The sequence below is a fragment of the Dyadobacter sp. CY261 genome (genome assembly GCF_021440085.1).
Classification (GTDB): Bacteria; Bacteroidota; Bacteroidia; order Cytophagales; family Spirosomataceae; genus Dyadobacter.
In genome coordinates this window covers 146,806-173,136 of the sequence record NZ_JAKCPW010000001.1, presented here as the reverse complement: position 1 = coordinate 173,136, position 26,331 = coordinate 146,806, and the positions used below count along the sequence as shown (strand labels likewise).

Annotated in this window: 25 protein-coding genes; 15 read left to right on the top strand and 10 right to left on the bottom strand. The window is 48.3% G+C overall.

Annotation, left to right across the window (positions count from 1 at the left end; all coding sequences use genetic code 11):
• The first annotated feature begins 63 nt into the window (after positions 1–63).
• On the top strand, positions 64–1,887 hold the full coding sequence (locus tag LZD49_RS00735) for an alpha-amylase family glycosyl hydrolase (protein WP_234665393.1): 1,824 nt from the start codon (positions 64–66) through the stop codon (positions 1,885–1,887).
• 77 nt (positions 1,888–1,964) lie between these two features.
• Here LZD49_RS00735 and lepB (LZD49_RS00730) read toward each other — a convergent pair whose 3' ends face one another.
• The 8 genes from lepB (LZD49_RS00730) to LZD49_RS00695 all read right to left on the bottom strand — a co-directional run bounded on the left by lepB (LZD49_RS00730) (position 1,965) and on the right by LZD49_RS00695 (position 9,425).
• Entirely contained in the window at positions 1,965–3,143 is a 1,179-nt protein-coding gene (gene lepB / locus LZD49_RS00730; protein ID WP_234665392.1) for a signal peptidase I, read from the bottom strand.
• 231 nt (positions 3,144–3,374) lie between these two features.
• On the bottom strand, positions 3,375–4,511 hold the full coding sequence (gene lepB / locus LZD49_RS00725; RefSeq protein WP_234665391.1) for a signal peptidase I: 1,137 nt from the start codon (positions 4,509–4,511) through the stop codon (positions 3,375–3,377).
• 24 nt (positions 4,512–4,535) lie between these two features.
• Complete coding sequence (gene dapB, locus LZD49_RS00720; protein ID WP_234665390.1) at positions 4,536–5,249, bottom strand: 4-hydroxy-tetrahydrodipicolinate reductase; 714 nt, start codon at positions 5,247–5,249, stop codon at positions 4,536–4,538.
• 35 nt (positions 5,250–5,284) lie between these two features.
• Complete coding sequence (locus tag LZD49_RS00715; RefSeq protein WP_234665389.1) at positions 5,285–5,980, bottom strand: DUF5683 domain-containing protein; 696 nt, start codon at positions 5,978–5,980, stop codon at positions 5,285–5,287.
• Positions 5,981–5,983: 3 nt separating this feature from the next.
• Positions 5,984–6,901 (bottom strand): ParB/RepB/Spo0J family partition protein, encoded by a 918-nt coding sequence (locus tag LZD49_RS00710; RefSeq protein WP_234665388.1) that lies wholly within the window; start codon positions 6,899–6,901, stop codon positions 5,984–5,986.
• A 21-nt stretch (positions 6,902–6,922) separates the two neighbouring features.
• Positions 6,923–7,711, bottom strand: a complete 789-nt coding sequence (locus LZD49_RS00705) for a ParA family protein (RefSeq protein ID WP_234665387.1) — start codon at positions 7,709–7,711, stop codon at positions 6,923–6,925.
• Between the two features lie 164 nt (positions 7,712–7,875).
• Positions 7,876–8,898, bottom strand: coding sequence for an SPASM domain-containing protein (locus LZD49_RS00700; protein WP_234665386.1), 1,023 nt, complete (start codon positions 8,896–8,898; stop codon positions 7,876–7,878).
• A gap of 65 nt (positions 8,899–8,963) precedes the next feature.
• Complete coding sequence (locus LZD49_RS00695) at positions 8,964–9,425, bottom strand: Lrp/AsnC family transcriptional regulator (RefSeq protein WP_234665385.1); 462 nt, start codon at positions 9,423–9,425, stop codon at positions 8,964–8,966.
• 168 nt (positions 9,426–9,593) lie between these two features.
• On the opposite strand from LZD49_RS00695, the gene ald reads away from it, so the two are divergent.
• The 3 genes from ald to LZD49_RS00680 all read left to right on the top strand — a co-directional run bounded on the left by ald (position 9,594) and on the right by LZD49_RS00680 (position 13,526).
• Complete coding sequence (gene ald / locus LZD49_RS00690; RefSeq protein ID WP_234665384.1) at positions 9,594–10,706, top strand: alanine dehydrogenase; 1,113 nt, start codon at positions 9,594–9,596, stop codon at positions 10,704–10,706.
• A 445-nt stretch (positions 10,707–11,151) separates the two neighbouring features.
• Complete coding sequence (locus LZD49_RS00685) at positions 11,152–12,936, top strand: DEAD/DEAH box helicase (RefSeq protein WP_234665383.1); 1,785 nt, start codon at positions 11,152–11,154, stop codon at positions 12,934–12,936.
• 65 nt (positions 12,937–13,001) lie between these two features.
• Complete coding sequence (locus LZD49_RS00680; protein WP_234665382.1) at positions 13,002–13,526, top strand: DinB family protein; 525 nt, start codon at positions 13,002–13,004, stop codon at positions 13,524–13,526.
• On the opposite strand, the gene LZD49_RS00675 is transcribed toward LZD49_RS00680, so the two are convergent.
• Positions 13,523–14,557: a zinc dependent phospholipase C family protein gene (locus LZD49_RS00675; RefSeq protein ID WP_234665381.1), complete on the bottom strand. Its 1,035-nt coding sequence runs from the start codon at positions 14,555–14,557 to the stop codon at positions 13,523–13,525. The two genes, LZD49_RS00680 and LZD49_RS00675, sit on opposite strands and share 4 nt — an antisense overlap.
• Positions 14,558–14,900: 343 nt before the next feature.
• On the opposite strand from LZD49_RS00675, the gene LZD49_RS00670 reads away from it, so the two are divergent.
• On the top strand, positions 14,901–15,305 hold the full coding sequence (locus LZD49_RS00670; RefSeq protein ID WP_234665380.1) for a Dabb family protein: 405 nt from the start codon (positions 14,901–14,903) through the stop codon (positions 15,303–15,305).
• Between the two features lie 68 nt (positions 15,306–15,373).
• On the opposite strand, the gene ung is transcribed toward LZD49_RS00670, so the two are convergent.
• The gene (ung, locus tag LZD49_RS00665; protein WP_234665379.1) at positions 15,374–16,039 is read right to left on the bottom strand and encodes a uracil-DNA glycosylase; all 666 of its coding nucleotides are present in this window, start codon (positions 16,037–16,039) and stop codon (positions 15,374–15,376) included.
• A gap of 150 nt (positions 16,040–16,189) precedes the next feature.
• Here ung and apaG point away from each other — a divergent pair, with 150 nt between their 5' ends.
• The 10 genes from apaG (at position 16,190) to LZD49_RS00615 (ending at position 26,251) form a co-directional block, all read left to right on the top strand.
• Positions 16,190–16,576, top strand: coding sequence for a Co2+/Mg2+ efflux protein ApaG (apaG, locus tag LZD49_RS00660; protein WP_090386807.1), 387 nt, complete (start codon positions 16,190–16,192; stop codon positions 16,574–16,576).
• 41 nt (positions 16,577–16,617) lie between these two features.
• A complete protein-coding gene (locus LZD49_RS00655) occupies positions 16,618–17,394 on the top strand; it encodes an O-methyltransferase (protein WP_234665378.1) in 777 nt (258 codons plus the stop codon).
• Positions 17,395–17,501: 107 nt separating this feature from the next.
• On the top strand, positions 17,502–18,470 hold the full coding sequence (locus tag LZD49_RS00650; RefSeq protein WP_234665377.1) for a DUF2157 domain-containing protein: 969 nt from the start codon (positions 17,502–17,504) through the stop codon (positions 18,468–18,470).
• Positions 18,467–19,609, top strand: a complete 1,143-nt coding sequence (locus LZD49_RS00645) for a hypothetical protein (RefSeq protein WP_234665376.1) — start codon at positions 18,467–18,469, stop codon at positions 19,607–19,609. The genes LZD49_RS00650 and LZD49_RS00645 overlap by 4 nt, the downstream gene beginning before the upstream one ends.
• A gap of 55 nt (positions 19,610–19,664) precedes the next feature.
• Positions 19,665–20,657, top strand: coding sequence for a glycoside hydrolase family 43 protein (locus LZD49_RS00640; protein WP_234665375.1), 993 nt, complete (start codon positions 19,665–19,667; stop codon positions 20,655–20,657).
• 14 nt (positions 20,658–20,671) lie between these two features.
• Complete coding sequence (locus LZD49_RS00635) at positions 20,672–22,705, top strand: sialate O-acetylesterase (protein ID WP_234665374.1); 2,034 nt, start codon at positions 20,672–20,674, stop codon at positions 22,703–22,705.
• A 182-nt stretch (positions 22,706–22,887) separates the two neighbouring features.
• On the top strand, positions 22,888–23,661 hold the full coding sequence (locus LZD49_RS00630; protein WP_234666661.1) for an EcsC family protein: 774 nt from the start codon (positions 22,888–22,890) through the stop codon (positions 23,659–23,661).
• Positions 23,662–23,680: 19 nt separating this feature from the next.
• The gene (locus tag LZD49_RS00625) at positions 23,681–24,469 is read left to right on the top strand and encodes an ABC transporter permease (RefSeq protein WP_234665373.1); all 789 of its coding nucleotides are present in this window, start codon (positions 23,681–23,683) and stop codon (positions 24,467–24,469) included.
• A gap of 1 nt (position 24,470) precedes the next feature.
• Positions 24,471–25,235 carry an ABC transporter ATP-binding protein gene (locus tag LZD49_RS00620; RefSeq protein ID WP_234665372.1) on the top strand — a complete coding sequence of 255 codons (765 nt, stop codon included), beginning with the start codon at positions 24,471–24,473 and terminating at the stop codon, positions 25,233–25,235.
• Positions 25,236–25,237: 2 nt separating this feature from the next.
• Positions 25,238–26,251 (top strand): MlaD family protein, encoded by a 1,014-nt coding sequence (locus tag LZD49_RS00615; protein WP_234665371.1) that lies wholly within the window; start codon positions 25,238–25,240, stop codon positions 26,249–26,251.
• Positions 26,252–26,331 lie beyond the last annotated feature (80 nt).

The window sequence follows — 26,331 nt, the reverse complement described above, 5'->3', positions numbered from 1 at the left end:
CATGCATTTCGCATATACGTTGACAGAACTTTTCAAAAATAAACAATTATCTAAGAACCATATATGGAAAACCTCGAAACCGAAGTGACCGAAACTGAGCAGCATTATGAGGGCATGGGCGCAACGTGCCATCCGGAAGGAGTTTACTACCGCGTTTGGGCCCCGCATGCAGAAAGTGTTTCGGTAATAGGAAGTTTCAATGACTGGGACACCTCGGCCAACCCGTTACAACCGGAAGAAAACGGTGTGTGGGGAGCGCTGGTCGAAAATTCAAAAGAAGGGGATGAATACAAATTTTTCCTCAAAACACCGGCAGGCGATTTGCACCGCAATGATCCCTATGCCCTTAAGGTGACCAATTCTGCGGGGAATTGCATCGTTTACAACCACGAGTCGTTCGACTGGCAGGAAGTGACATTTCAACTGCCCGGCTGGCATGAGGTGGTGATTTATGAAATGCATGTGGGCACATTCAATGTCAAGAATAACGACGAAGTCGGCACTTTTTACACGGCGATCGAGCGTATTCCCTATTTGAAAGAAATGGGTTTCAACGCGGTGGAGCTGATGCCCTGCTCGGAGTTTCCTGGTTCACGATCATGGGGTTACAACCCCGCCAATCCATTTGCCATTGAGTCCGATTACGGCGGACCCGATGGCCTGAAAGCATTTGTAAAGGCTGCGCACGAGGCCGGTATTGCAGTAATTCTGGATGTCGTTTACAATCACTTTGGCCCGTCCGATCTGGATCTCTGGCAATTTGACGGCTGGCAGGAAAATGATGGCGGTGGCATTTATTTCTATAATGACTGGCGTTCGGAAACCCCCTGGGGCAACACCCGTCCTGATTTTGGCCGTGGTGAAGTGCGGCAGTATATCCACGACAATGCGATGATGTGGCTCAAAGACTACCGCATCGACGGCCTGCGAATGGACATGGTACCGTACATTCGTAATGTCAAAGCCGACGGAAATCCCGGAAATGACATTGCCGAAGGGGCGACTCTGATTCAATGGATCAATAAGGATATCCGCGACAACTGCCCAAACTGTATTACTATCGCTGAAGATATGCACTCGCTGGACTTCATTACAGGTTCAGTGGAAGACGGCGGCCTCGGTTATGGCTCCCAATGGGATGCCAAGTTTGTGCATTCTGTGCGCGATGCGATCATTACTGCCAATGATCAGGACCGGGACATGGATCAGGTTGTGGCAGCCATCATAAATCGGTATAACAACGATTCCTTCCAACGCATCATTTACACCGAATCACACGACGAAGTCGCAAACGGCCAGGCGCGCGTGGCAGAGGAAATCGCGGATGGGGACGTCGATAACTGGTATTCCAAAAAAAGGGCAGCATTAGGCGTTGCATTGGTACTAACCTCGCCCGGTATCCCAATGATCTTCCAGGGCCAGCCGCTGCTGGAAGACAAATGGTTTTCTGACAGTGACCCGATAGATTGGTCACGACTGGAAAAATTCAGTGGTTTCGCGGAGCTACATCGTGATATGATTCATATCCGCAGAAACTGGTTTGGCGTAACAAAAGGTCTGCAAGGCCAAAATGTTGGTATCATCCGTCAGGATAACGAGAAAAAGGTCATTGTTATGCACCGCTGGGCCGAGGGTGGTCCCAAGGACAGTGTTGTAGTGGTATTCAACTTTTCGACCGAAACTTTTTCGGACTACAAAGTCGGATTCCCGCGTGCCGGCAAATGGTACCTCCGGCTCAATAGCGATAATGAAAACTACGATGCCGATTTTTCCAACCTGGGTGTTTTCGATATAGAAACGATAGAAGGCGAGGTGGATAACTGTCCACAGTTTGGCTCATTGCAGATTCCACCTTACTCGGCGCTTATATTTTCGCAGGAAGAGTAGTGAAATGGGAGAAAGGAGGAAAGGGACGATGGAGGATCATTCAGTAAGCAGGAAAGAGGCTAATGCCTCTTTCCTGCTTACTGAATGATCCTGAAAATGCGGTCCCAACGAATCTTTTTTAGGAAACTGATCGGGTTGGGGTCGATAGACATCCATACGAAAACTGCTTTGCCAACAATGTGATCCTTCGGAACAAAACCCCAGTATCTTGAATCCGCCGAATCATGGCGGTTATCACCCATCATGAAATAATAGTCTTGCTTAAAGGTGTAGCTGGTAATCGCTTTGCCATTGATCGTGACCTTATTATCTTTGATTACTACATTTTCATTCCCTTCATAATTTTGGATAATGTCGCTGTACAATGCGATGTTCGTTTCGTTCAGAGCCACCGTCACTCCTTCTTTTGGAATATTAATAGGACCGTAATTGTCTTTGTTCCAGTTCAGAAAATCGGCACGGGGAAAGAGGTAAGGCTCTTTCAGGCCTTTTTCCATAAAAACCGGTTGAACCTGCTTGACAAAATCATAATTTTTGAGCTTTTCTGCCAACGTCGCAGTAGTTTTCACCACGTATCCCGTCTGATCGTTCGCCGTAATGCTATCGCCGAACGTCTCGGTAAACTGCGAATAATCCGTGATACCATTTTTGTGAAAAACATTCTCTTCATTGACTGCCGTCGTGACCGAAACGAAATATTCATTTTGCATTCGTGGAGGCAGCGCTTGCGGCTGCCTGTTCACATACACCTGCCCGCTACGGATTTCCAGCTTGTCGCCCGGAATGCCTACACAGCGTTTGATGTAGTTGGAGCGTAAATCGGTGGGATGCGGATGCAGGTCCGGCAATACATTGCTATATTTCTGGTAAGTGTTGGGGTGTTCTACCGGGAGATAAAATACGACAATATCACCGTTACTTACCTCGGTAAAACCCGGCAACCGGTATTGAGGAAGCTGGATCCAATCGAGATATGATGGAATGCTGGTGCCCCAGATCGTCTGATGTGTAAGCGGAATTTGCAGGGGTGTAACAGGCGTGCTAGTGCCATAATGCAGGCGGCTCACAAAAAGGTAATCGCCCACGAGCAGACTGTTTTCCATCGAAGGCGTCGGTATAACAAACGCGCTGAAAAACAGCCAGCGGATAAGCGTCGCTGCCACCACAGCAAATAGCACCGAATCGAACCATTCACGGACGGCCGATTTCTTTTTAGGCGTACTCGCGGGCTTGATAATTGTTGTTTCTAGTGACATGGAGTGCTATTTTTTGACTGTCGGCCGCCGACGACCGACCGTCGATCGCATGACTGCATTTATAAAATGCAACCGGCGGTCAGCAGTCGGTCGTCGGTGGTCATTTCACCAGCAATATAATACGAATCCACATAAACTAACAATTATCATATAACATTAATTTATATATTATGGCAAAAATAAAGGGAGTAGCCGAAAAGCTCCTCCCTCCGCACTATATATGTTAAATAATCAATTGATCGTGCGGAATATGCGACTCCAACGGATCTTGTTAAAAAAGCTTGTCGGATTCGGATCGATGGACATCCATACAAACACCGCTTTACCAACAATGTGGTCCATCGGGACAAAACCCCAGTAACGCGAGTCCGCCGAATTGTGACGGTTATCCCCCATCATAAAGTAGTAATTCTGCTTAAATGTATAGCTGGTAATGGCTTTACCTGCAATTTTGACAGCCTTTTCCTCCACTACTACATCCTCATTGTCCTCGTAATTCTTGATAACGGGACCATAGGTTGCGATATTTTCGGGTGTCAGTTGCACGGTCATCCCTTCCTTTGGAACCGTTATCGGGCCATAATTGTCGCGGTTCCATTTGAAAAGCGATGAATTCGGATATAACATCGGCTCACTGATGTCCTTAGGCGATGTGACGAGTGTAATATTCTTTACAAAATCATATGTCTTGAGTTTCGCTGCGATTTCCGTGGTGGTGAACACCAGGTAACCCATTTGCTCATTGCCCCGGATTGTGTCGTTATCGCCTTCGGTGTAAGAGTTGAATTCTGAAACACCATTTTCCTTGAACACCTTTTCCTCATTCACTGCCGTAGTAGTGGCCACAAAATATTCATTTTCCATTCTTGCCGGGTTCTCCATTGCCTGTCCGTTGGCATAAACCTGCAAATCCCTCACCTCAACCTTGTCGCCTGGAACACCTACACAACGTTTGATATAATTGGTCTTCAGATCAACCGGATGCTGTAACTCCGGAGGATAGTTGAATACCACCACATCTCCCCTTTTTACTTCACTGAACCCAGGCAGGCGGTATTGCGGTAATTGGATCAAGCTGGTGTACGAAGGAATATTGGTTCCCCAGATCGTCTGGTGTGTCAGCGGCACCTGCAATGGTGTTTTGGGCGTTCGGGTACCATAGTGCAGCTTGCTCACAAAAAGGAAATCGCCCACAAGCAGGCTGTTTTCCATGGAGGGCGTTGGGATGGTAAATGCTTCAAAAAAAAGCCAGCGGATCAGTGTAGCGGCTACTACCGCAAACAAAATGGAGTCGAACCACTCCCGGATCGGTGACTTTTTCTTCTTGGATTCAACTGAACTGGAAGTCAACTCTTTATTAACAGCCATGCGATGATTGATAGTTAGAATACTTTAAACTTTGAGGAGGTCGTTCATTCCGAACACTCCGAATTTGCCGGGAAGCCATTCTGCGGCCACCACAGCGCCCAATGCAAAACCCTGACGGTTGTGGGCCGTGTGGGAAATTTCAATGGTATCTACTTCCGATTCATACCGTACGATGTGGGTTCCCGGCACTTCACCTCGGCGCTCTGCCAGGATTTGCAGATAACCCTCCTCGTTTTCGGGGGCAAGCTTCCAGCCATCGATATTTTCTGTTTCCTCCATGATGCCTTCCGCGAGCGTTATGGCAGTACCGCTGGGCGCGTCCAGTTTGTGTATATGGTGCACTTCGGTCATAGAAGTCTGGTATTCATGGCCGTTCATCAACCGCGCCAGCATACGGTTCAGGCGAAAGAACAGGTTGACGCCTATGCTATAATTGGAAGCGTAGAAAAATGAACCCGATTGCGACTTGCAAAGGGCCTCCACCTCGGTTTTGTGGTCCAGCCAGCCGGTGGTTCCACACACGATCGGCCAGCCTTTTTTTAAACAATAGGTGATGTTTTCAAAGGCAGATTCCGGCGAGCTGAACTCGATCGCTACGTCCACATCGCCTGCGGCGAGCGCTTCCATTTCCGCACGGTTCTGTAAATCAATTTTCCCCACGATCGCATGCCCCCGGTCAACGGCGATCTGCTCGATCGTCTTACCCATCTTACCGTACCCCAGTAATAGTATTCTCATTAATTAAATATTTGAAAATCAGTATTCTATTTGTATTATTTTAAATTAAACACCAATCTCACACCCGGTGTCGGGGTTGTCATAGACGGCTGGTTAAGTTTAGGACTGACATTTAAACTCAAATCCTCCGATAAGTCAAAAGTCTTTAAATGCGCCGCCACATTGGCTTCGATAATAGACAATGTGTAAATGAGGCCTGTTACAATAATCGCAAAACCACGGTTGCGGCGCCAGTAATTCTTTTGCCGGATAATCTGGCTTTCGGTTGCGTCAATCTCCTCGCTGCTGGTATTCAGCAAGTTTCGAACTTTAACCTTCACCTTCGCGTCGGCACTTGCCAGTTCCGGTTTTTTCTGCCCGTACTTCGGATCGTTTTTGTCCATGATATAAAAGGACTTGTATGCATCCAGAAAATCATGATACTTGATCGTATTCAGGTAATAGGTATAAAGTCCTCCTCCAAATGCCAGGTACACGATCGGCGCCTTCCAGTAATCCCGGTTATAAAGCTGTCCTGCGCCCGGTATCAATGCGAGCCTGGTAGCTGTTTTTGGCACCGGCATCCATTTCTTTTTAACGTTTTTTAACGAATCTGCCTGGGCAAGAACAGTGCTGTCCAACGCGACAGCCGGTAATTTTTCGGTTCTCAGACTATCTTTCTTCCCTTCCGTCTGTGCTATGATCCGTCCCGAGACCAGCAAAAATATTCCTATTAAAACCCAGTTTTTCAACGTCTATTTAAATTTCAGTGTTTCTAAAATCTTTTTCAGTTCGTCCTGAGAGCCAAATGGGATCTTAATTTCACCCTTGTGCTCCTCATTACTCTTAACAGATACCTTCGCCCCAAAGAAGGACGAAAGCTGGAACTGTAACGACTTTATTTCCTGATTAATTGTCGGCTGCTTTTTCGACTCGACCTGGGTATTGCTCATCATTCCGAGCTTTCGGACCTCGTCTTCGACCTTCCTCACCGACCATCCTTCTTCGATGGTCTGGTTAAAAATTTTGAGCTGGCTCTGGTCGCTGTTGATCGTGATCAGCGCACGGGCGTGGCCCATGCTGATCTTGTCATCGCGCAACGACGCCTGTATGACGGGAGGCAGTTTGAGCAACCGGATATAGTTATTGACGGTCGTTCTGTTCTTACCCACGCGCGCGCCCAGCTCTTCTTGTTTGAGGCTGCATTCGAGGATCAGCCGTTGATAGCTCAATGCAATCTCGATCGCATTGAGGTTTTCGCGTTGAATGTTTTCTATGAGCGCCATTTCCAGCATTTGCTGGTCGTTGGCCATACGGATGTAGGCAGGAATAGTGGTCATGCCCAGCGAGCGGGAAGCTTGCAAACGGCGCTCACCAGAAATTAACTGGTAAGTGTCCTCCGAAAGCTGGCGAACCGTAATAGGCTGGATGATGCCTTGCACACGAATAGAATCCGCGAGCTCATCGAGCGATTCCTGGTCGAACTTCGTCCGCGGCTGGTAGGGGTTCGCCTCGATCTGGCTCACCTCGATCTCATTCATCGAACCGATGACCTCCGTCGAAGAAAGACGCGTACTCGTCCTGGGTGTGTTGATTTTCTCAGAGTCTTGCAGAAGAGCACCCAATCCCCTTCCCAGTCCGGTCATTTTTTTCGTCTTGCTGCTATTATCCATCGCCTGTTCGTACTGTCGTTATCAGTTCACCCTGTCGGAAGAGAGCAAACCATTTTTTGTGAGAATTTCTCTTGCAAGGTTCAGGTAGCTGACAGCCCCCTTGCTGTCCGAATCCTGTGCCATGACAGGGATCCCGAAGCTAGGCGCCTCACTGATACGTACGTTACGAGGAATAATGGTATTAAAAACAAGAGATTCGAAGTGATTGGTAACCTCGGACACCACCTGGTTGGACAGACGCAGGCGGAGGTCATACATCGTGAGCAGAATGCCCTCGATGATAAGGTCGGTGTTCAGTCTCGACTGAATGATCGTAATGGTATTCAACAGTTTACCAAGACCTTCCAGTGCAAAGTATTCGCACTGAACAGGAATGATCACCGAGTCGGCGGCGGTAAGGCTGTTGATCGTGATAAGGCCCAATGAAGGGGAACAGTCGATGATGATAAAGTCGTAATCGTCGCGTACTTCCGCAATGGCTTCTTTCATCCGGTGTTCCCGGTTTTTAAGATTGATCATCTCGATCTCTGCGCCCACGAGGTCAATATGAGACGGTAGCAGGTGCAGGTTCGGAAAATCGGTTTGCAGGATAATTTCTGATGTTCTCGCCTGCTCCACCATGCATTCGTAAATGCTGTTTTCCATTTCCTGCGGATTAAATCCGAGGCCGGACGTTGAGTTAGCCTGAGGGTCAGCGTCGATGATCAGTGTGCTAAATTCAAGCGCAGCCAAACTGGCCGCCAGGTTAATAGCAGTGGTAGTTTTCCCTACTCCTCCCTTTTGGTTTGCAATTGCAATTACTTTGCCCATGTATTCATTTGAGTTACCAATGTCAAATTTCTGTTATTCGGGGCAATCTACCAAGAAATGTTCCACGGAGTTTTCAAGAAAACATTCAAGCTATTTATTTTCAATTACTTAAATCATATTATTATTTAATTAAAATAACTTGGACGAAAAATCAGCAAAATGTTTCACGCCCACACCTGCGTGCCTTCCGTACAATTTTTGCACATCTCTATCTCTGAGCGCGATCGGATCAGCGAAGCACGGAAGTCAGTGTACTTTTTACCCTTCCAGAGCTGGCGGAAGGTCGAAGTTTTCATATCGCCGAGCTTGTACTCGGCATCTTTGTCGAAACAGCAAGGCACCACGGCCCCATCCCAGGTAATCACGCACGAATGCCACATCTTCCAGCAGTGGTCTACAAACTTATTTTTAATGGAATACTTTCCATTCTCCTGCACCTGGTAGCGCGAGTACTTTTCAATGGTAGGAATAAGGTCCGAGCCTTCCTCGTAGTCGTAAATCTGGGCGGTTTTCAGACCCACTTCATCCACTCCCATTTCCTCCGCCAGCCTTTTTACATCCGCGATCTGATGCTCGTTCGGCTTCACGACCAGAAACTGGAATATCACATGTGGCGTTGCAGATTTCAGCTCGCGTTTCCATTTAATGATGTTGCGCGTACCTTCCAGCACTTTCTCGAGATTACCTCCCACGCGGTATTGCTGGTAAACGTCCTGCGTGGTACCGTCAATAGAAATGATCAAACGGTCGAGGCCCGATTCTACGGTTCTGCGCGCCTTCTCGTCGGTCAGGTAATGTGCATTGGTGGAAGTAGCGGTGTAGATACCTTTGTCGTGTGCGTATTTGACAAGCTCGAAAAATTTCGGATGTAAATAGGGCTCGCCCTGAAAGTAGAATATCAGGTATAATAAGGTATCGCCGAGTTCGTCAATGGTCCTCTTGTACAACTTTTCCTCCATCATACCCGTCGGGCGGGTGAATGATCGGAGGCCGCTGGGGCATTCGGGGCAGCGAAGGTTGCAGGAGGTGGTAGGTTCAAAAGAAATGGCAATCGGCATTCCCCAATGCACCGGGTTACCCGTCATTTTGGAATAAAAATAACTTCCCAATATCTGCATGGCATTCCAGGCGCGCTTCGGCGTCACTTTCGATATCAGGTTCAGGCCATCCTTAAAATTCTTGTTCATATGCTGGGCATTAAGCGATCAGCTCGCGCCTACCGGCCTGATGATCATTTAAATATCGTTGCTAATTACAATACAGCGATTCCGGTGGTGTACTTGATTTCGGAAATTACGAAATAACTGCTGATGTGTAACACGCTCGACAGGGCAGAAAGTTTATGCTGGTAAAACTGATTGTAGGCCTCCCCGTCCTCGACGATCACTTTCAGCATGTAATCGAAGTTGCCGGAAACAACCGAGCATTCCAGCACCTCGGGCATTTGCACAATAGCCTGGTTGAAGTCTTCGAAGCTCTCTTTGCGCTGCTTGTCCAAGGTGACATTACAATAAACGACCAGGCTCTTCCCGAGCTTCCGGCGGTTGAGCAGACACACATATTTATCGATAAAACCCTCTTTTTCAAGCTTGCGGATACGTTCATGCACCGGCGTGACCGACAAGTTGATCTTACTCGCGATTTCCTTGATCGTCATTTGCGCATTGTTTTGTAACAAGCCTAGGATTTTGCGATCGGTCAGGTCGGGTTGCATAAAGTATTTTTTCTGGCTGGTATAAGCTGTGAACGTTCCCGGAAGATTTTTTTCTTACCAACGAGCTCAAAAATAGTTTTCTTTTCTGTCTTTTTCGGCGCTTATAGTATGTTTTTCTGCCGGAAATTAATTTTGGTCATTAATCTAAACTGTATAACACTACTACCGATGATCATTGGTGTCCCCAAAGAAATCAAAAACAACGAAAACCGGGTAGCACTAACGCCCGCAGGAGTCACAGAGCTACGTAAGCACGGACACGCGGTGTACGTGCAAGCCGAAGCAGGCAAAGGCAGCGGCTTTTCCGACGAACAATACACACAGGCCGGCGCGGTCATTCTTACTACGATCGAAGAAGTTTACGGCATCGCCGAGATGATCATCAAGGTAAAAGAACCCATTGCAAGTGAATACCCACTAATTAAAGAAAACCAGCTCCTCTTCACTTATTTCCACTTCGCTTCCTCCGAGCCACTCACCCACGCCATGATCGAACGCAAGGCCGTTTGCCTCGCTTACGAAACGGTGGAAAAAACAGACAGAAGCTTGCCATTGCTTGTCCCAATGAGCGAAGTAGCAGGCCGGATGGCGATCCAGGAAGGCGCCAAATACCTCGAAAAACCCATGGGTGGGTTCGGGATCCTCCTCGGCGGTGTGGCGGGTGTGAAACCCGCCAATGTGCTGGTACTCGGCGGCGGCATCGTAGGAACACAGGCTGCAAAAATGGCGGCTGGATTAGGAGCGAATGTGACCATCGTCGATATCAGCCTGGCGAGATTGCGTTACCTGGAAGACATTATGCCGGCGAATGTGGACACGGTGATGTCCAATGAATACAACATCCGAGAACTGATCCAGAGCACCAATCTTATTATAGGTGGCGTACTAATCCCTGGCGCAAAGGCGCCTTCGCTGATTACCCGCGATATGCTCAAACTTATGAAACCGGGAACAGTCATGGTGGACGTGGCGATCGACCAGGGTGGATGTTTTGAAACGTCGAAAGCCACTACGCACGAAGACCCGATCTACGAAGTGGATGGTGTTGTACATTATTGCGTAGCCAACATGCCTGGCGCGGTGCCTTATACCTCCACATTAGCATTGACGAACGCAACGCTCCCCTACGCATTACAACTCGCGAATCATGGCTGGAAGCACGCTTGTTCAACTAACGAAGAGCTGCGCAAAGGATTGAATGTCGTTCACGGAAAAGTGGTATTTAAAGGTGTAGCCGAAGCCTGGCACTTACCTTATACGGACGTAAAAGAATTATTCTGAATCAGCAAACCTGACTAGACAAACCCGGCCACATTAAGTGCGCCGGGTTTTTGCTTTCTAAAAATATTACAATTATTTTTTCGATTACATTGCAGTTCCGGATTATTTTCCTACTTTTGCATCAAATTTGAAGGAACATCCGTTCGCTTCTCTGCTTCATAAACGGTCTAGTACATTTTAGATCACCTGCCAGCCTCAAAAATTTGTCCCGGCTGGACCTACCGTTCACATGCAGAGCCCCACGGATGGTTTGTGGTGGGCTTTGCGCGATCCCTTTCAATTATTTACCGATTACAACCGGAATACCGGAGATATGGTCCAATTTCATTGGAACTAACGCATATGTTGGGCTTTGCCCTCAGGATTGTTGTGTTATAGCCTGCCATCATCGCCCTTCCCTCCGGAACAACCGTTCAACTCAAGAATTAATACTAAAAGCAATATAATGACTACTGAAAGTTTTGAAACATTCGAAGAGCTCGGACTCAACGAAGACATCCTGAAAGCCGTGCTAGAAATGGGTTTCACTAAACCCTCACCGATACAGGCACAGGGAATTCCCGCAGTAATGCAGGGTTCTGACGTAATTGGTCAGGCCCAGACTGGTACCGGTAAAACGGCTGCATTCGGAATTCCCGTGCTGGAGAGAATAGACGTTTCCAGTAATGCAGTTCAAGCCCTGATCCTTTGCCCTACCCGTGAATTGGCGGTTCAAGTATCCGAAGAACTCGGCCGCCTGGCCAAATACATGCGCGGTGTGCGCATTGAAGCGATTTATGGTGGTGACTCCATCGACCGTCAGATCCGCTCTTTGAAAAAAGGAGTACATATAGTAGTAGGAACTCCGGGCCGTGTTATGGACCACATGGAGCGCAAAACACTGAAATTCAACGAAGTCCGTATGATGGTGCTTGACGAAGCCGACGAAATGCTCGATATGGGCTTCCGTGAGGACATCGAAAGCATTCTGGCCGATATGCCGGAAGATCGCCAGACGATCCTTTTCTCGGCAACCATGTCGAAGCCGATCATGTCGATCACCAAGCGCTTCCTGAATGACCCCGTGTTGATCAAGGTTGTTCGCAACGAGCTGACTAACCAGAATATCGAACAGGTTTATTTTGAAGTAAAACCACAGGCGAAAGTGGAAGTAATGACCCGTCTGATCGATATGCACCACATCAAATCCCTTTTGGTGTTTTGTAATACCAAACGTAAGGTGGACGAGATCGTGGAAGACCTGCAATTGCGGGGATATGCCTCAGAAGGTATCCACGGTGACCTTCGCCAGCAGCAACGTAGCAATGTTATGAGCAAATTCAAGGCTGGCGTTACTACAATCCTTGTTGCGACTGACGTGGCAGCGCGTGGTATCGACGTGAGCGGACTGGACGGCGTGATTAACTACGACATTCCGATGGATGAAGAATATTACGTACACCGGATCGGTCGTACGGGCCGCGCAGGAATGTCCGGAAAGGCATTCTCACTCGTTGCCCGTGACGAAAAATACCGTTTGAAATCCATTGAAGGCTATACCAAAGTTAAAATCGAAAAGGGGGTTATTCCTTCCTACGAGGACATCGTTGGCGTTCGCAAGGCCCGTTTTGTAGAAACGATCGCGGCTTTGATTAAGGACAGCGAAGACGAAGGCTTGTACGCCGACGTACTTGAAATGCTGCACCACAGCGGCTTTACGACTGAACAAATCGTAGGCGCGATGGCGAAGCAGATCATGGGCGTTCAGAAAAACGAATATGCTGACGGCAACCTGGCATGGGAAGAGCGTCGCGGCGACCGCCGTGAAGGCAGTGTAGACCGTTACGCAAAAACTGATCGCCGCGAAGGCGGAAGCCGCTTCGAAAGAGGCGGAGAGCGTCGTGATGGCGGAAGCCGTTTTGGTGGAGATCGTGGTGGCGACCGCTTCGGTAAAGGTGAGCGTCGTGAAGGCGGCCGTGATGCAGGCGGCGAGCGCCGTCCGTCGGCCCCCGAGGCTGGCATGACCCGTTTGTTTTTGAGCCTTGGCCGCAAAGACCACATTATGCCGAAAGACATCGTCGGAGCTATTGCTGGTGAAGCAAATATCCCAGGCAAAACCATCGGTGCGATCGACATTTATGATAAATTCACCTTTGTAGACGTACCTGAGCGCGATGCGCGTGCAGTATTGCGTGCGATGGATGGAAACACCATCAAAGGCAAGCCGGTGCAGATCGACATTGCAAAATAAATTCTGACAACAATTAGTGCGAAAAGGGACTTGTAAAAGGGTCCCTTTTTCGTTTATTTCCCGGCATGCAAAACAAAGAACAATTGGAAGTATGGCTCCGCGGGCCGCTTCCGGAAATACCCGATCTGCTTCAACCCGTTGCGCATGCATTATTACAGGCGCGGGAAGAGCTGGAAATATTTGCTAATATATTCCCTACAAAACTACTTTGGGACAAACCGTCCGGTGTCGCGTCCGTCGGCTTCCATTTGCAGCATCTCGCAGGCGTGCTCGACCGCCTGTTTACCTATGCACGTGGGGAATCACTGAGTGAAAGCCAAATGGCTTTTCTGAAAAGTGAAGGAAAAGAGCCATTTGGGGATTGCACTTATAATCATTTGCTCGATCAGTTCAGTACCCAGCTTGAAATTGCCTTGAAACAACTCCGTGAAACCTATCCGGAGACTTTGACAGAGATACGCTATGTAGGCCGCGCTATGGTTCCGTCTACGCATTTGGGATTGCTTTTTCACGCTGCCGAACATACGCAACGTCACGTGGGCCAGTTATTGGTGACTGCAAAAGTGTTGGTTGCAAGCCTTGATAACTAATTGTCTGATTCAGGCCTGACATGCAGGAGCCGCTGTAACCAGCTTTGATGTTCAGCGGCTTCCGCTTTTCCTTCTTGTACTTCCCCTGCATTTCCCGCAAGCAGTGACAAATTCGGCTGTCCTGCATTCACCCAACAAGTGTACCAGATATCGCTTACCATTTGTACCGACGCCGCCATTCGCCTTTCCACCTGGCCTGCCAACATCCGGTGATATTTTTCTGAAAACTCGCGGGACTGCGTTCTGGTGAGTACATTGTTCCGCAGCTCGAAGCTATACTTTTGGTCGGGTTTGAAGCCAGCGGTGAGCTGTCTTTCAAACAACAATACCGAATCCATCGCCGCGTGCGAGCTCTCGATTACCTTCCAAATATCCACGGCAATATCCTTCCGATAACTGGCAGGACCTAGCCACATATCGTAATGGTTAGCAAAAAGCTCGGGCAATCTCGACTCCCAGAAACCATGAATGCCGTCCTGGCCCGTAAGTTGACCATTGTAATTGCGTGTGGTATGTAAAGGCACATGGGCGTCGGCGATATAATGGCCGAGGTCGGCGGAGATCCGCAGAATTCGGCGGGCATCTTTTTGCCGAAATGCAGCCGTCAATTGTGAAGCGGCCGCCTGCACGTGCCACGGAACAATGCCGTGTTTACGCAAACTATCCTCACCCATTTTTCTCACAGCCGCCGGCCAATGCTTTGGAAGCATCATAAGAGCCCTGTCGCCGTAAACATCCAGATCGATGAAATGGCGTTCTGCCTCTCCTACCACCGCATACCGCCTCTTGTCGGGGTTTACGGCATTTTCAGTGAGGAAATCAATGTACTTTTTAAAGAAAACCTGCATTTCAGGAGGCAGCCTGAATATCGCCAGACGGTTGATATGCTTGTGTGCCCAAAAGCCCCAGTAGGGTGTGGAGGCAGTTTGGAGCAGCAAACAGCCGATAATCAAGCTGAAAGTCAGTACTTTTTTGAAAAAAAACTGATTTTTTTCCGATGTTTTTTGCCCGGAATGGAAAATTGACGCCATACAATATTTGGAAGGTGTTCCCGATCATTTTACACCTGTTGAGACGTCATTTTTCAAAAAAAGTAACGCTTTAACCAGTTTTTAAGACCAACTTTTTACAGACTTACCAAATTTGCGGCCACATACCCTTTCTATCGACCTGATTTGCAGTATCCTGCGGCATTTTTGCAAAAATTTAGTTCCCAAATAAAATTTTGAAAAGTAGATTTAATAAGGTTGTTTCTTTTCTTAAATATCAAATTTTCAAAATAATTTATATTTAATATTCAAATAATGCAATAAAGAGATAATGTTTTACATTTGTAGCAAGGAAATAAACAAGTGCATTTATCGATTTGCTATAATGAAAACAAGAAATAAAACATTAGGATATTTAGTGCCCATTTTCGCGCTTTGTGTATTCATGCTGGTTATCTATGGTGCTTATGTACCTCACAAACCTGCTGAAATCCAACGCGTAGTTTGTATCAAGTTTAAACAGGGCACTACGCCTGAGGAAGTTGACAAACACATGCGTGATTTCGCGACAATGAAAAAAGCGGTGAAAGATGTCGTAGCATATTCGGCAGGACATGTACAGAAGTCCGACAACAATGGTGAAGAATTCGATGTGATCCATTATCTGACTTTCCGTACCAAAGAAGCTGCTCAGCAATACACCGCAAATGCCGACAGACTTGCATTTGTGAAGACCAACGAAGGCCAATGGGACAAAGTGTTGGAAATGAATTCCAACATCGAGAAGTAATTAATAATAGTAATAGGAGTGAAAATCTTAAAGAGAGCCGGGCATCCCGGCTCTCTTTTTTCGTGTTCCTACCAGTTGATCTGATCGAGGCCCTTGCTTTCCAGGTATTCGTTGGCTTTGCTGAAATGCTTTGTCCCAAACCAGCCACCCCCGTTGGCGGACATGGGTGAAGGATGCTTCGCTTTCAGGATATAATGTTTCGAAGCGTCGATCACCGCACCTTTTTCCTGCGCATAGCGGCCCCAGAGCATAAATACGACATTGCTTTTCTCATCGGAAACGCATTTGATCACCGCGTCGGTGAAGCGCTCCCAGCCTTTGCCCTGGTGCGAACCTGCGGCGGCGGCCTGGACGGTCAATGTCGCATTCAACAATAGCACACCCTGCTTAGCCCAGCGTTCGAGGTTGCCCGTAGGTGGGAATGGCTTGCCCAGGTCCTGCTGGATTTCTTTGAAAATATTGAGCAGCGAAGGCGGCATCCGGATGCCATCGTTTACTGAAAAGCAGAGGCCATTGGCCTGGCCGGGTCCGTGGTATGGGTCCTGCCCGAGTATCACCACTTTGCAGTCATCAAAGCTGCAATAGTTAAATGCATTGAAGATTTGCTTTGCGGGCGGGAATATCTGTTTGTTTTGATACTCATCCCTCACAAAAGCGGTAAGCGACGCGAAATAGGGCTTCTCAAACTCAGGTGCGAGCCGCTCTTTCCACGACTGCTCGATTTTTACATCCATGCTGTTGATTTATTTTGGAAAACCAAATTATGTCTTTTTTGATTTGGTTTTATCAGCAATTGATTACTATTTTCGTTAAAAGTGAGGTGCAAACCGGTATATTTGCTGCTGCTCAACTAGTCCTAATCGTTTACAACACCCTCGATCTATATGGTTTCCAAGGTTACGGATGGTGTCAAAGTCACCGTTTTGACGGAATATCAGCCAGATTACTCCAATCCGGGTCAGGATCACTTTGTGTTTACCTACAAGATCCTGATCGAGAACCACAGCGAGCATACAGTTAAGCTTTTAAGAAGGCATTGGCTGATTTATGACGCCAACGGCACGGTACGTGAAGTTGAAGGCGCCGGCATTGTAGGGCTTCAACCCGTGCTGGAACCAGGCGATGTGCATGATTATGTTTCCGGCTGTAACCTGCGTACCGACATGGGCAAAATGGCTGGCACCTATCTCATGGAACGCGTGCTCGATGGCCGGCAGTTCCGGGTGGTAATTCCCGCATTTTCGCTCGTAGCCCCCTACCGCCTCAATTGAACCATAAGCCGGGCGACGGCCTATTCTAAAATTCCACTGCATTGATTGCTGCTTACATCAAGTACCTTTTACGCTCAGGAAATGAGCATTCCATCCACTCCCCTTTCCTGTTTGAGCTTTATAATAGTGTGATTGCCGTTCCCAGGGATGACAATTCCGACTATCAGGCGATCCGTTTGTTACGCAGGGAATTGCTGCGGTCCGAAGAACAGATAGAGATCCTTGACCTGGGTGCCGGCTCTCGCATAAACAAGTCGAACCTGCGTAAGATTAAAACAATTGCAAAAAACGCGGAAAAACCTGCCAAATTCGGTCGACTTTTTTATCGGCTAATCCGGCGTTTTCAACCGGCAACAATCGTCGAGCTAGGTACCTCACTGGGGTTGACCACTTTATATATGTCAAAAGCCAATCCCGAAGCGCAATTGATCACTTTCGAAGGCTGCCCGCAGACCGCCGCAAAAGCACAGCAGCATTTTGAATCGCAAGAGGCTGCGAACGTGGAAATTGTGCTTGGTAACATTGACGAAACCCTGCCAAACCGGCTCAAAACGCTGGATCATCCGATTGATTTTGCGTACTTCGATGCCAATCATCGCTACGAACCAACCGTCAGGTATTTCGAACAATGCCTGCCTCACATTCAGAACGGCTCGCTGTTTATTTTCGACGATATATACTGGTCAAAGGAAATGACGCAGGCCTGGGAATACATCAAAGCGCATCCCCGTGTGACGGCGACTGTCGACCTGTTCTGGATCGGCCTGGTATTTTTCCGGAGTGAGCAAGTGAAAGAGGATTTCACGCTCCGGTTTTAAAAGTATACCGATCAATATCGAAGGATGTCCGTTAGATAATTCAAGAAGTTGCGCGAAACTGTTTCATGGCAAAGTTTGCTATTTTTACACCCCTCGTCTCAACTTCCATGACTACACATTCCATCCTTAATTCCCTGATCAACAAGGGGATAATTTCTAAAAAACAGGCCGATTCGATGGCCACTTTCGAGAGTGAAAGAGCATTTTCCATTCACTGGGAATTACGCTCAATTTTATACTTCGGCATCCTGCTTTTCAGCTCCGGCGCCGGTATCCTGATCTACGAAAACATTGATACCATCGGCCATCAGGCCATTATTGCCGTAATAGCCGGCGTTACCATAGGCTGTTTTTATTATACCTACAAAAACAGCCTGCCATATTCCCACGAACAGGTAGAGAATCCTAATAAGCTGATCGATTACGTACTCCTGCTAGGCTGTTCCACTTTTCTGGGTCTGGAGGGTTACCTGCAATATCAATACAATCTTTTCGGCACGCGATACGGGCTGGCCGTCCTAATCCCGACAATCTTGTTCTTTCTCTGCGCTTACCGTTTCGATCACCGCGGGGCATTGTCGATGGCCATAACCGGCCTCGCGTCCTGGCTCGGGCTCACCATCGCGCCGCTTTCGGTTATTTCGGATAATGATTTCTCCGATGGCAAGTTGATAATCCCCGCCATTGCACTCGGCTCCATACTCACCGCCGTTGGCTGGATTTCGGAGGAGCAAAAAGTAAAAAAGCATTTCGCATTCACTTACATGCTTATGGGCGGCAATCTCGCTTGCATTGCCGCGCAGATCGGGTTGATCAGCCATGCGCCCAAAATCCTCTACTTTTTGGTCGGAATCGGACTGTGCTATTTTTTCATCTGGCGGGCGCGTCATGCACAATCACTGCTGTTTTTGCTAATGGGCACTGTTTATGGCTATTGTATTCTCACTTACGTCATTTTTACCAACCTCGGGCCTGACGCAGCTTTCGGTTTGGGTATTTTTTACTTTCTGTTTTCGAGTGTCGGCGTGATTTATTTTTTGCTAAACTTTAAAAAATTCCTGGGGATCAAAAAATGAAAAAAGCATACAACGAAACCTGGGTTGAAAACCTGCATATTCAGCACCAGGCAGCGGAATGGAAATCAAAGAACTTGCTTACGGATGAGCAGGAAGAGGAAGTAATAGCGCAGTTTGAAGAAAAATTCTATCGGCCAGGCATATTTGTCAAAATCGGCCTGTTCATTTTCGCGGTGGTTGCGTGTTCGTTTTTTGTCGGCTTTTTGTCGCTCTTTATTTATGATACGGGGTCTGAGATCGGCTTTTCAACGCTTAGTTTGCTCTGCTGCGGCTGTTTCGTGTTTTTTCTAGAATATTTAATTAAAACCAAAAACCTCTTTCATTCCGGCGTCGACAATGCATTGCTCTACTCGGCCGTCACGGCGGCTATCGTACCTGTCTTCCTGCTTTTCGAGCATGCACCGTTATGGATCTATTGCCTGGTCGCTCTTACCATCGTTATCCCAGCGACATTGCGTTACGCCGACCTGCTCGGCGCGCTGGCCATTTTCGGGCTGATATTTACATTGCTCGCCGACCTCATGATGAAATTCCCACTCGGCAAAGCATTGCTGCCATTCGGCGTCATGCTCATTTCGGCTGGCATTTACCTTGTCGCAAGAAAGAGCACTGATATTTACTACCGGGAATGTCGGCAGATACTTGAAGCATTGTCACTTGTCACCTTTTACCTGGGCGGCAACTACCTCGTCGTAAGGGAGTTGAATGCAATCATTAGTGGCTTGAATGTTTCCATTGCCCCGCAAATCGCGTTTGCACCCGTGTTCTACTTTTTTACACTGGCAATACCGGTGGCTTACATAGCAGCCGGGTTGAAAAAAGCGAACCGCATTATTTTCGTGATCGGTTTGCTGGCATTTGCATTCTCGGTTTATACCTATTCACACTACTTTGTCGCCTTGACTGTCTCACAGGGACTGGCGCTCGCAGGGACGCTTATGATCCTGGTTTCGGTGCTGCTGATCAAATATCTGCACACACCCAGGTACGGCATCTCCGACGAGCAGAACCGCAAGAACGATCTGGCCGACCTGCAAGCGCTCATCACCGCGCGGCACCTCGGCGCCACACCAGCCGAACCGGGACTTGAATTTGGTGGTGGTACATTTGGCGGCGGAGGCGCTGGAGAGGTTTATTAATTGCGCGAAAATTTGGAACTTGCAGCGGTGACATTTGCCAATAACCGAAACATTCATGAAAAAACTGCTTGGACTAGCGCTACTAAACCTTTCTTGCCTCCACACCTTTGCACAATCTCCCAAAACGGCCGCTGGCGGTCAGACGTCGGGAAACCCGGTATTCCCCGGCTGGTACGCCGACCCGGAGGGAATCATTTTTAACAAAACTTTCTGGATTTACCCTACCTTTTCTGCTCCCTACAATCAGCAGGTGCATATGGATGCGTTTTCTTCTAGAGATCTCGTAACCTGGAACAAACACCCCAATATTATCGATACATCTGCCATTAAATGGGCAAAAAGGGCGATGTGGGCTCCGTCGATCATCGAAAAGGACAAGAAATACTATCTCTTTTTCGGAGCCAACGATATCCAGAACGACAATGAAAAAGGCGGGATCGGTGTAGCCGTAGCAGATCGTCCCGAAGGACCATTTAAGGATTACCTCGGCAAACCGCTGATTGACAAGTTCCATAACGGCGCTCAGCCAATTGACCAGTTTGTGTTTAAAGACAAAGACGGACAATACTACCTTTTCTACGGCGGATGGCGTCATTGCAATGTGGCCAAGTTGAAAAGCGATTTCACAGGTTTCATCCCCTTCGAGGATGGCAAAACATTCCGCGAAATCACGCCAAAAGGTTATGTGGAAGGCCCATTCATGTTTATCCGCAATGGCAAATACTACTTCATGTGGTCGGAAGGCGGCTGGACCGGACCTGATTATTCGGTGGCCTATGCTATCGCCGATTCGCCCTTCGGACCATTTGAACGTGTAGGCAAAATCCTGCAACAGGACCCGAAAGTGGCAACCGGTGCCGGGCACCATTCGGTGGTCCAGATCCCGGGAAAAGACGAGTGGTACATCGTTTATCACCGTCGCCCATTAACTGAAACCGATGGTAACCATCGTGAAACCTGCATCGATGTGATGTCTTTCGACGAAAAAGGGTTAATTAATCCTGTCAAGATTACGCGCGAGGGCGTCAAGCCCGTCCCGCTGAAATAACTAAACTAAACCCTGTGCTGAAACTCCTCTATCCGAGCGGCTCTCTTTCTAAAAGAACCGCTGCCAACTTTTTGTTGTCGTCGATTTTAACGCTCCTAGCAGTTACTTATAGTCATGCACAGCGTTTCAATGCAGTGCAGTTTGACAGGCTGCCGCAGGACTACCAACTTTTCCCCCGTGATCAAAACAATGAGGCGAAAGTGCCCTTGTCGGGAGTCGTGGAGACGCGCGGGTGGAAATATGTTTCAGTACTGGTGATGCGTAATAATCAGCTTTTCCAATACCGGAAAGGCGATATTCGCTATGGTGATAACGGGACGGGCTCGTTCAGCTTGGAAACCACGATCAAGGCAGAGCTTGCCAATTATGATTTCAGGGTCTACCTCTGCAAAGACAGCGATTCTACACTTGTGGTGACACGCACACGGGTCGTCAGCGGCGATGTTTATATCCTATCCGGGCAGTCCAATTCGACGGGCTTTTTTGGAGAATCGGACACCAGCACGTTTTGCAGGACATTTGGGAAAATTACCGATAACCTCAACAATGCGCCCTATAACCCGGCCGACACGCTTTGGACGCTCTCAAATATGCATTCCTACAACAATGGCGTGGGCACAATGGGCTTCGAAATTCAAAAGCAACTGATGGAAAAATCGGGCATTCCCAATTGCCTGATCAATGCAGGTTACCATTGGTCGTCGGCCTATTCGCATTCACGGCGTACGGAAAACAATCCCACCGACTTTTCCACCGGCTACGGCAGAATGCTTTACCGCGCGCAAAAGGCGGGCGTCGCCCATGCGGTGAAGGCATACATTTTCAGACAAGGCGAAAGCGAAGCCTACCACGAAGGCGGCGGCTGGGAAGAGAATTTTGATATTCTATATAAATACCTCAAACAAGATTTTCCCGGGCTGCAAAAATACTATGTTTTTCAGATCGACATTATTTACTGGCCTTCGCTGGTAGGTGCCGTCCTGCGCGAATATCAACGGCGTCTACCGGAGATGTATCCCGATATTGCAAACCTGGCGACAGTCGGTACCACCGGTTTCGATGGCTTGCATTACAGCCGTGAAGGCAACCGGCAAAGTGGCATGGAGCTTTCGCGACTGATGCTGCGGGATTTTTACGCTCCCGCCGACACCTTCAATATCAATTCGCCGAACATTAGAAAAGCATTTTACAGCACGGCTGAAAATAAGCAGCTCACGCTGGTATTCGACCAGGGACAGCAATTGAAATACCCCGACCCCTACCAGCACGGCACGCTGCTGGATCTGAAAGATTTCTTCTACCTCGGCGGCCAGTCCGGCGCCGTCACAGCGGGCCGGGCCGATGGTAACCGCATTATCCTGGACCTAAATGCTCCCCAAAATGCATCCACGTTGAATTACCTGCCGCTTTACGTCGAACAGGGCACTCCTAACTATCCGTTTATGGGGCCGAACATTACCAATGCCAGCGGCATGCGTGCATTCACTTTTTACAATTTCCCCATCGCTGCGGCACTCTCCGGTACCGTCCTCACCGCAAAAACGGTAGGCGAAGGCCAGGTAAACCTTTCCTGGAAAGCGGTGCCTAATGCCACCACGTACATTTTAGAACGCAAGTTCGGCGATGCGGCCGCCTTTGCGCCCCTTGCCCGTGTGGCCGGCAATGTCGTAGAATGGAACGATGCACCCGGCAACTCGCCGGTGAACATTATATACCGCGTTGTGGCCGTAAATGAGGTATCCGAATCGGCCGAGCCGGCTTATGCGGAAGTGGCACCTTCCGTCATTCTGGGCACAGAAGAGACGCCGGATGCGCTTTTTACCTTGTATCCCAATCCGGCAAAGTCCGGTGAGGAAGTAACGATCCGGTTTTCGGGCCGGGAAACCGGATATATTGGGCTTTTCAATCTGCGGGGGCAATATTTGTGGGGCCGGAAAGTAACGGGAATCAACGTCGGGACGGTCACCGCTCCCAGCGTTTCGGGTGTCCATGTGGTACAATTCAAATCCGGGAAGCGGATTTTTAGCAGGAAATTGTGGATAAGATAGTTTAACATATAATATTGAGCGTTGCGCCCAAAATACAGTTCTCAAACCGGCAACCCCTGCATATCCTCGGGAATTCTTACGGCCGTTTCATGACTTTGTACGATATTGGAATGATTTTTGCTAACCAATGGCAAAACCACCATTTCTCTATCCTGTCCGACATAGCCCTGAACGATATGCACATCAATAATTATGAAGAGCAAATAAAACCTGAACTCACCAAGTGGCAGCTTAAAATGCAAAAGCGGCCTAATTTTATCGACAGGACTTCCAAGAAAGTTCAGGACAAGATCAACAACATTATCCCCGACAAAATACACCAGGTAATCACCGGCACCATCAAGCAAATGGTACGTGGCGTACTCACCGGTGCCGAATTCACGACGGGTCAGAGCATTCCCGGCGCATCGTTGGAAGAGATAGAGACAGCCGTTCGCAGAAAGATCGATTTTTATAAAAAGGCCGGCGCTGCGGAAGGCGGCATTACTGGCGCAGGTGGTTTTTGGCTTGCATTAGCTGAATTCCCTATCTTGATTGGCATCAAAATCAAACTGCTTTTTGAAATAGCAGCGTTGTACGGCAGGCCCATCGACGACTACCGGGAACGGCTTTTTATACTCCATATTTTTCAATTGACGTTCTCGAGCCAGAAAGGGCGACAGGAAGTGTTTTCACAAATGGTCCATTGGGACCAGCACAGTCAACACCTTCCTGACGATATCCACCAGTTTAACTGGAAGACATTCCAGCAAGAATACCGCGACTATATCGACCTCGCTAAAATGGCGCAGTTGATTCCCGGCATTGGTGCAGCGGTGGGACTGATAGTCAATTATCGCCTGCTCGACCAGCTTGGAAAGACCGCAATGAACGCCTACCGGATGCGCTGGTTTGAGGAACGGATGCTTGAAGGCGAGAAAACAATGCTGCCCAACAGCCTGATTAATAAAGTCTAATACAATTTGTACCGATTGAATGAGCGCTAAAAAAAAGCAATTTGTATACAGCAAAGGCCTGGACAATGCCTTACTTGCGGTTTATGATGCATATGTTTTCTTTATCCGCTTTTTCCGTGAAATTTTTCGCGGGAGAATGGAATTCCAGGAAATTGTTAAACAATGCTATGCGATTGGAAACAAATCGCTGCTGCTGATCAGCCTTACGGGCTTCATTACCGGAATGGTTTTCACGAAGCAGTCGCGGCCGTCGCTATCCGAATTCGGAGCCACATCCTGGCTGCCTTCCCTCGTTGCCATCGCCATTGTGCGGGCACTTGCGCCACTGGTTACCGCACTGATCAGTGCGGGCAAGATCGGTTCCAGCATTGGCGCCGAACTGGGTTCCATGCGCGTTACCGAGCAGATCGACGCCATGGAAGTTTCGGCGGTGAATCCATTTAAATTCCTGGTAGTGACGCGTGTAATCGCCTGTACCATCGCCATTCCGGTATTGATGTTCTATTGCTCGATGGTCAGTTTGTTCGGAGCCTATCTTAACGTAACACTCAATGAAGGCACCAGTTTCATCGCCTTTTTCGAGAATGCGTTCGAGCAGATTACGTTCCTCGACATCTGGACGTCGGTCGCAAAGGCGATCGCCTACGGTTTCACGATCGGTATTGTGGGCAGTTACCAGGGTTATAATGCCAGCAAGGGAACGGAGGGCGTCGGTAAAGCCGCCAACTCCGCCGTGGTAACCTCCATGTTCCTCATCTTTATAGAGGAGGTGATCATCGTACAGGTATCCAATTATTTCAGAGCTTAAAATGGAAGAAGATTTTAAACCCGGCGAGCCGGTTATCGAAGTACGCGACCTGTACAAGTCTTTCGGGAGCCTGCATGTTTTGCAGGGCGTGAACCTGACGGTCCATAAGGGTGAAAATATGGTTGTCCTAGGTCGGTCGGGAACGGGAAAGTCCGTATTGATCAAAATTATGATAGGCCTGCTCAAACAGGACCGTGGTGATTGCATCGTTTTGGGGAAAGAAGTCTCCAACCTGACCGGAAACGATTTGCGCGATCTGCGCCTGAAAATTGGGTTTTCTTTCCAGAACAGCGCATTATACGACAGTATGACGGTGCGCGAGAACCTGGAATTCCCGCTCGTCAGGAATATCCCCAATCTCACCAGAGCCGATATTGATGAGCAGGTCGAATATGTACTGGATGCGGTCGGATTACTTCAAACGATTAATCAGGTGCCTGCGGAGCTTTCGGGTGGGCAGCGCAAGCGGATTGGTATCGCCCGTACGCTGATCCTGAAACCTGAAATCATGCTTTATGACGAACCGACGGCCGGCTTAGACCCTATCACGTGTCTGGAAATCAACGAGCTGATCAACGAGGTGAAAGAGAAATATCAGACCACCTCGATCATCATCACACACGACCTTACCTGCGCGAGGGAAACCGGCGACCGCATTGCGATGCTCCTCGATGGCCAATTCCTGAAAACCGGCACGTTTGAAGAAGTATTTGATACCGACGAAGAGCGGATTAAAAGTTTTTACGATTATAATTTTATCCAGTAGTAATGGCAACATCAACCAAACGATCCATTAACGTAGGCCTATTCGTCGTGATCGGCATTCTCATTTTCGTGGTAGGGATTCTCACCATCGGTAGTATGAGAAAGGCGTTTTCTTCCACCATTACCGTCAAAACCATTTTTGATGATGTGAACGGGCTTAAAATCGGTAACAACATCTGGTATTCCGGTGTCAAGATCGGGACAGTAAAAAGTATCCGATTTCTGGCCAATTCCAAGGTGGAGGTAATGCTCAATATCGAGGAAAAGTCGCAGGAATTTATCCGAAAGAATGCCAAGGCGAAAGTGAGTACCGACGGTCTGATCGGAAACAAGATCATCGTGCTTTACGGCGGTACACAAAAAGTGCCTTCTATTGAAAACGGTGACGAGCTGGTAGTCGAAAAGATCGAAAGCACCGAAGAAATGCTCGCTGTCCTTTCAGAAAACAACAAGAACCTGCTGGGCATTACGAGTGCATTCAAGACGATCAGCAAGAACATCCTCGCCGGAAAAGGTACAGTGGGTATGCTGTTGAACGATGAGCGACTTTATAACGATCTCGACCAGACGCTGGGCGCTATGAAAAAAGCATCGGTGAATGCGCAGTCACTCACCGCATCGTTGGCCGGATATACTGCCAAACTGAATGAAAAAGGCGGGCTCGCCAATGACTTCGCCACCGACACAGTCATCATGAAAGACCTCCGCGGGAGCATTGCGCGCCTGAACGAAACGGTGTCGTCGGCCAATGTGATGGTAAATAATCTAAAAACCGCCAGTGCCGAGCTGAACTCCAACAAAACCAGCCCGTTAGGCGTCTTACTGCATGACGAAGCCACAGCAGGAAACTTGAAAGAAACGCTGAAAAATCTGGAAAGTACCACCGAAAAGCTGGATGAAAACATGACAGCGCTGCGTTCCAACTTTCTTTTTCGCAGATACTTCCGAAAAAAGGCCAAGGAAGATGCCAAACAGCCGGCTAAGGAAGAAGTAAAGCCGCAGGAGAACCAACAATAAAGTGATAGTTTTGCAGAAACCATTTATATTGTCGAAGTATTTCTTCGAATAATACCTTACCCAATCCACTAACAGACCTC

Bases quoted from the DNA above. Each gene is read 5' to 3' on its own strand.
- apaG (WP_090386807.1), top strand. From the start codon at position 16,190: ATGGTTTCCAAGGTTACGGATGGTGTCAAAGTCACCGTTTTGACGGAA.
- LZD49_RS00685 (WP_234665383.1), top strand. From the start codon at position 11,152: ATGACTACTGAAAGTTTTGAAACATTCGAAGAGCTCGGACTCAACGAA.
- LZD49_RS00670 (WP_234665380.1), top strand. From the start codon at position 14,901: ATGAAAACAAGAAATAAAACATTAGGATATTTAGTGCCCATTTTCGCG.
- dapB (WP_234665390.1), bottom strand. From the start codon at position 5,249: ATGAGAATACTATTACTGGGGTACGGTAAGATGGGTAAGACGATCGAG.
- LZD49_RS00735 (WP_234665393.1), top strand. From the start codon at position 64: ATGGAAAACCTCGAAACCGAAGTGACCGAAACTGAGCAGCATTATGAG.
- LZD49_RS00700 (WP_234665386.1), bottom strand. From the start codon at position 8,898: ATGAACAAGAATTTTAAGGATGGCCTGAACCTGATATCGAAAGTGACG.
- LZD49_RS00645 (WP_234665376.1), top strand. From the start codon at position 18,467: ATGAAAAAAGCATACAACGAAACCTGGGTTGAAAACCTGCATATTCAG.
- LZD49_RS00625 (WP_234665373.1), top strand. From the start codon at position 23,681: ATGAGCGCTAAAAAAAAGCAATTTGTATACAGCAAAGGCCTGGACAAT.
- LZD49_RS00675 (WP_234665381.1), bottom strand. From the start codon at position 14,557: ATGGCGTCAATTTTCCATTCCGGGCAAAAAACATCGGAAAAAAATCAG.
- LZD49_RS00620 (WP_234665372.1), top strand. From the start codon at position 24,471: ATGGAAGAAGATTTTAAACCCGGCGAGCCGGTTATCGAAGTACGCGAC.
- LZD49_RS00615 (WP_234665371.1), top strand. From the start codon at position 25,238: ATGGCAACATCAACCAAACGATCCATTAACGTAGGCCTATTCGTCGTG.
- LZD49_RS00710 (WP_234665388.1), bottom strand. From the start codon at position 6,901: ATGGATAATAGCAGCAAGACGAAAAAAATGACCGGACTGGGAAGGGGA.
- LZD49_RS00640 (WP_234665375.1), top strand. From the start codon at position 19,665: ATGAAAAAACTGCTTGGACTAGCGCTACTAAACCTTTCTTGCCTCCAC.
- lepB (WP_234665392.1), bottom strand. From the start codon at position 3,143: ATGTCACTAGAAACAACAATTATCAAGCCCGCGAGTACGCCTAAAAAG.
- ung (WP_234665379.1), bottom strand. From the start codon at position 16,039: ATGGATGTAAAAATCGAGCAGTCGTGGAAAGAGCGGCTCGCACCTGAG.
- LZD49_RS00695 (WP_234665385.1), bottom strand. From the start codon at position 9,425: ATGCAACCCGACCTGACCGATCGCAAAATCCTAGGCTTGTTACAAAAC.
- ald (WP_234665384.1), top strand. From the start codon at position 9,594: ATGATCATTGGTGTCCCCAAAGAAATCAAAAACAACGAAAACCGGGTA.
- LZD49_RS00680 (WP_234665382.1), top strand. From the start codon at position 13,002: ATGCAAAACAAAGAACAATTGGAAGTATGGCTCCGCGGGCCGCTTCCG.
- LZD49_RS00650 (WP_234665377.1), top strand. From the start codon at position 17,502: ATGACTACACATTCCATCCTTAATTCCCTGATCAACAAGGGGATAATT.
- LZD49_RS00705 (WP_234665387.1), bottom strand. From the start codon at position 7,711: ATGGGCAAAGTAATTGCAATTGCAAACCAAAAGGGAGGAGTAGGGAAA.
- lepB (WP_234665391.1), bottom strand. From the start codon at position 4,511: ATGGCTGTTAATAAAGAGTTGACTTCCAGTTCAGTTGAATCCAAGAAG.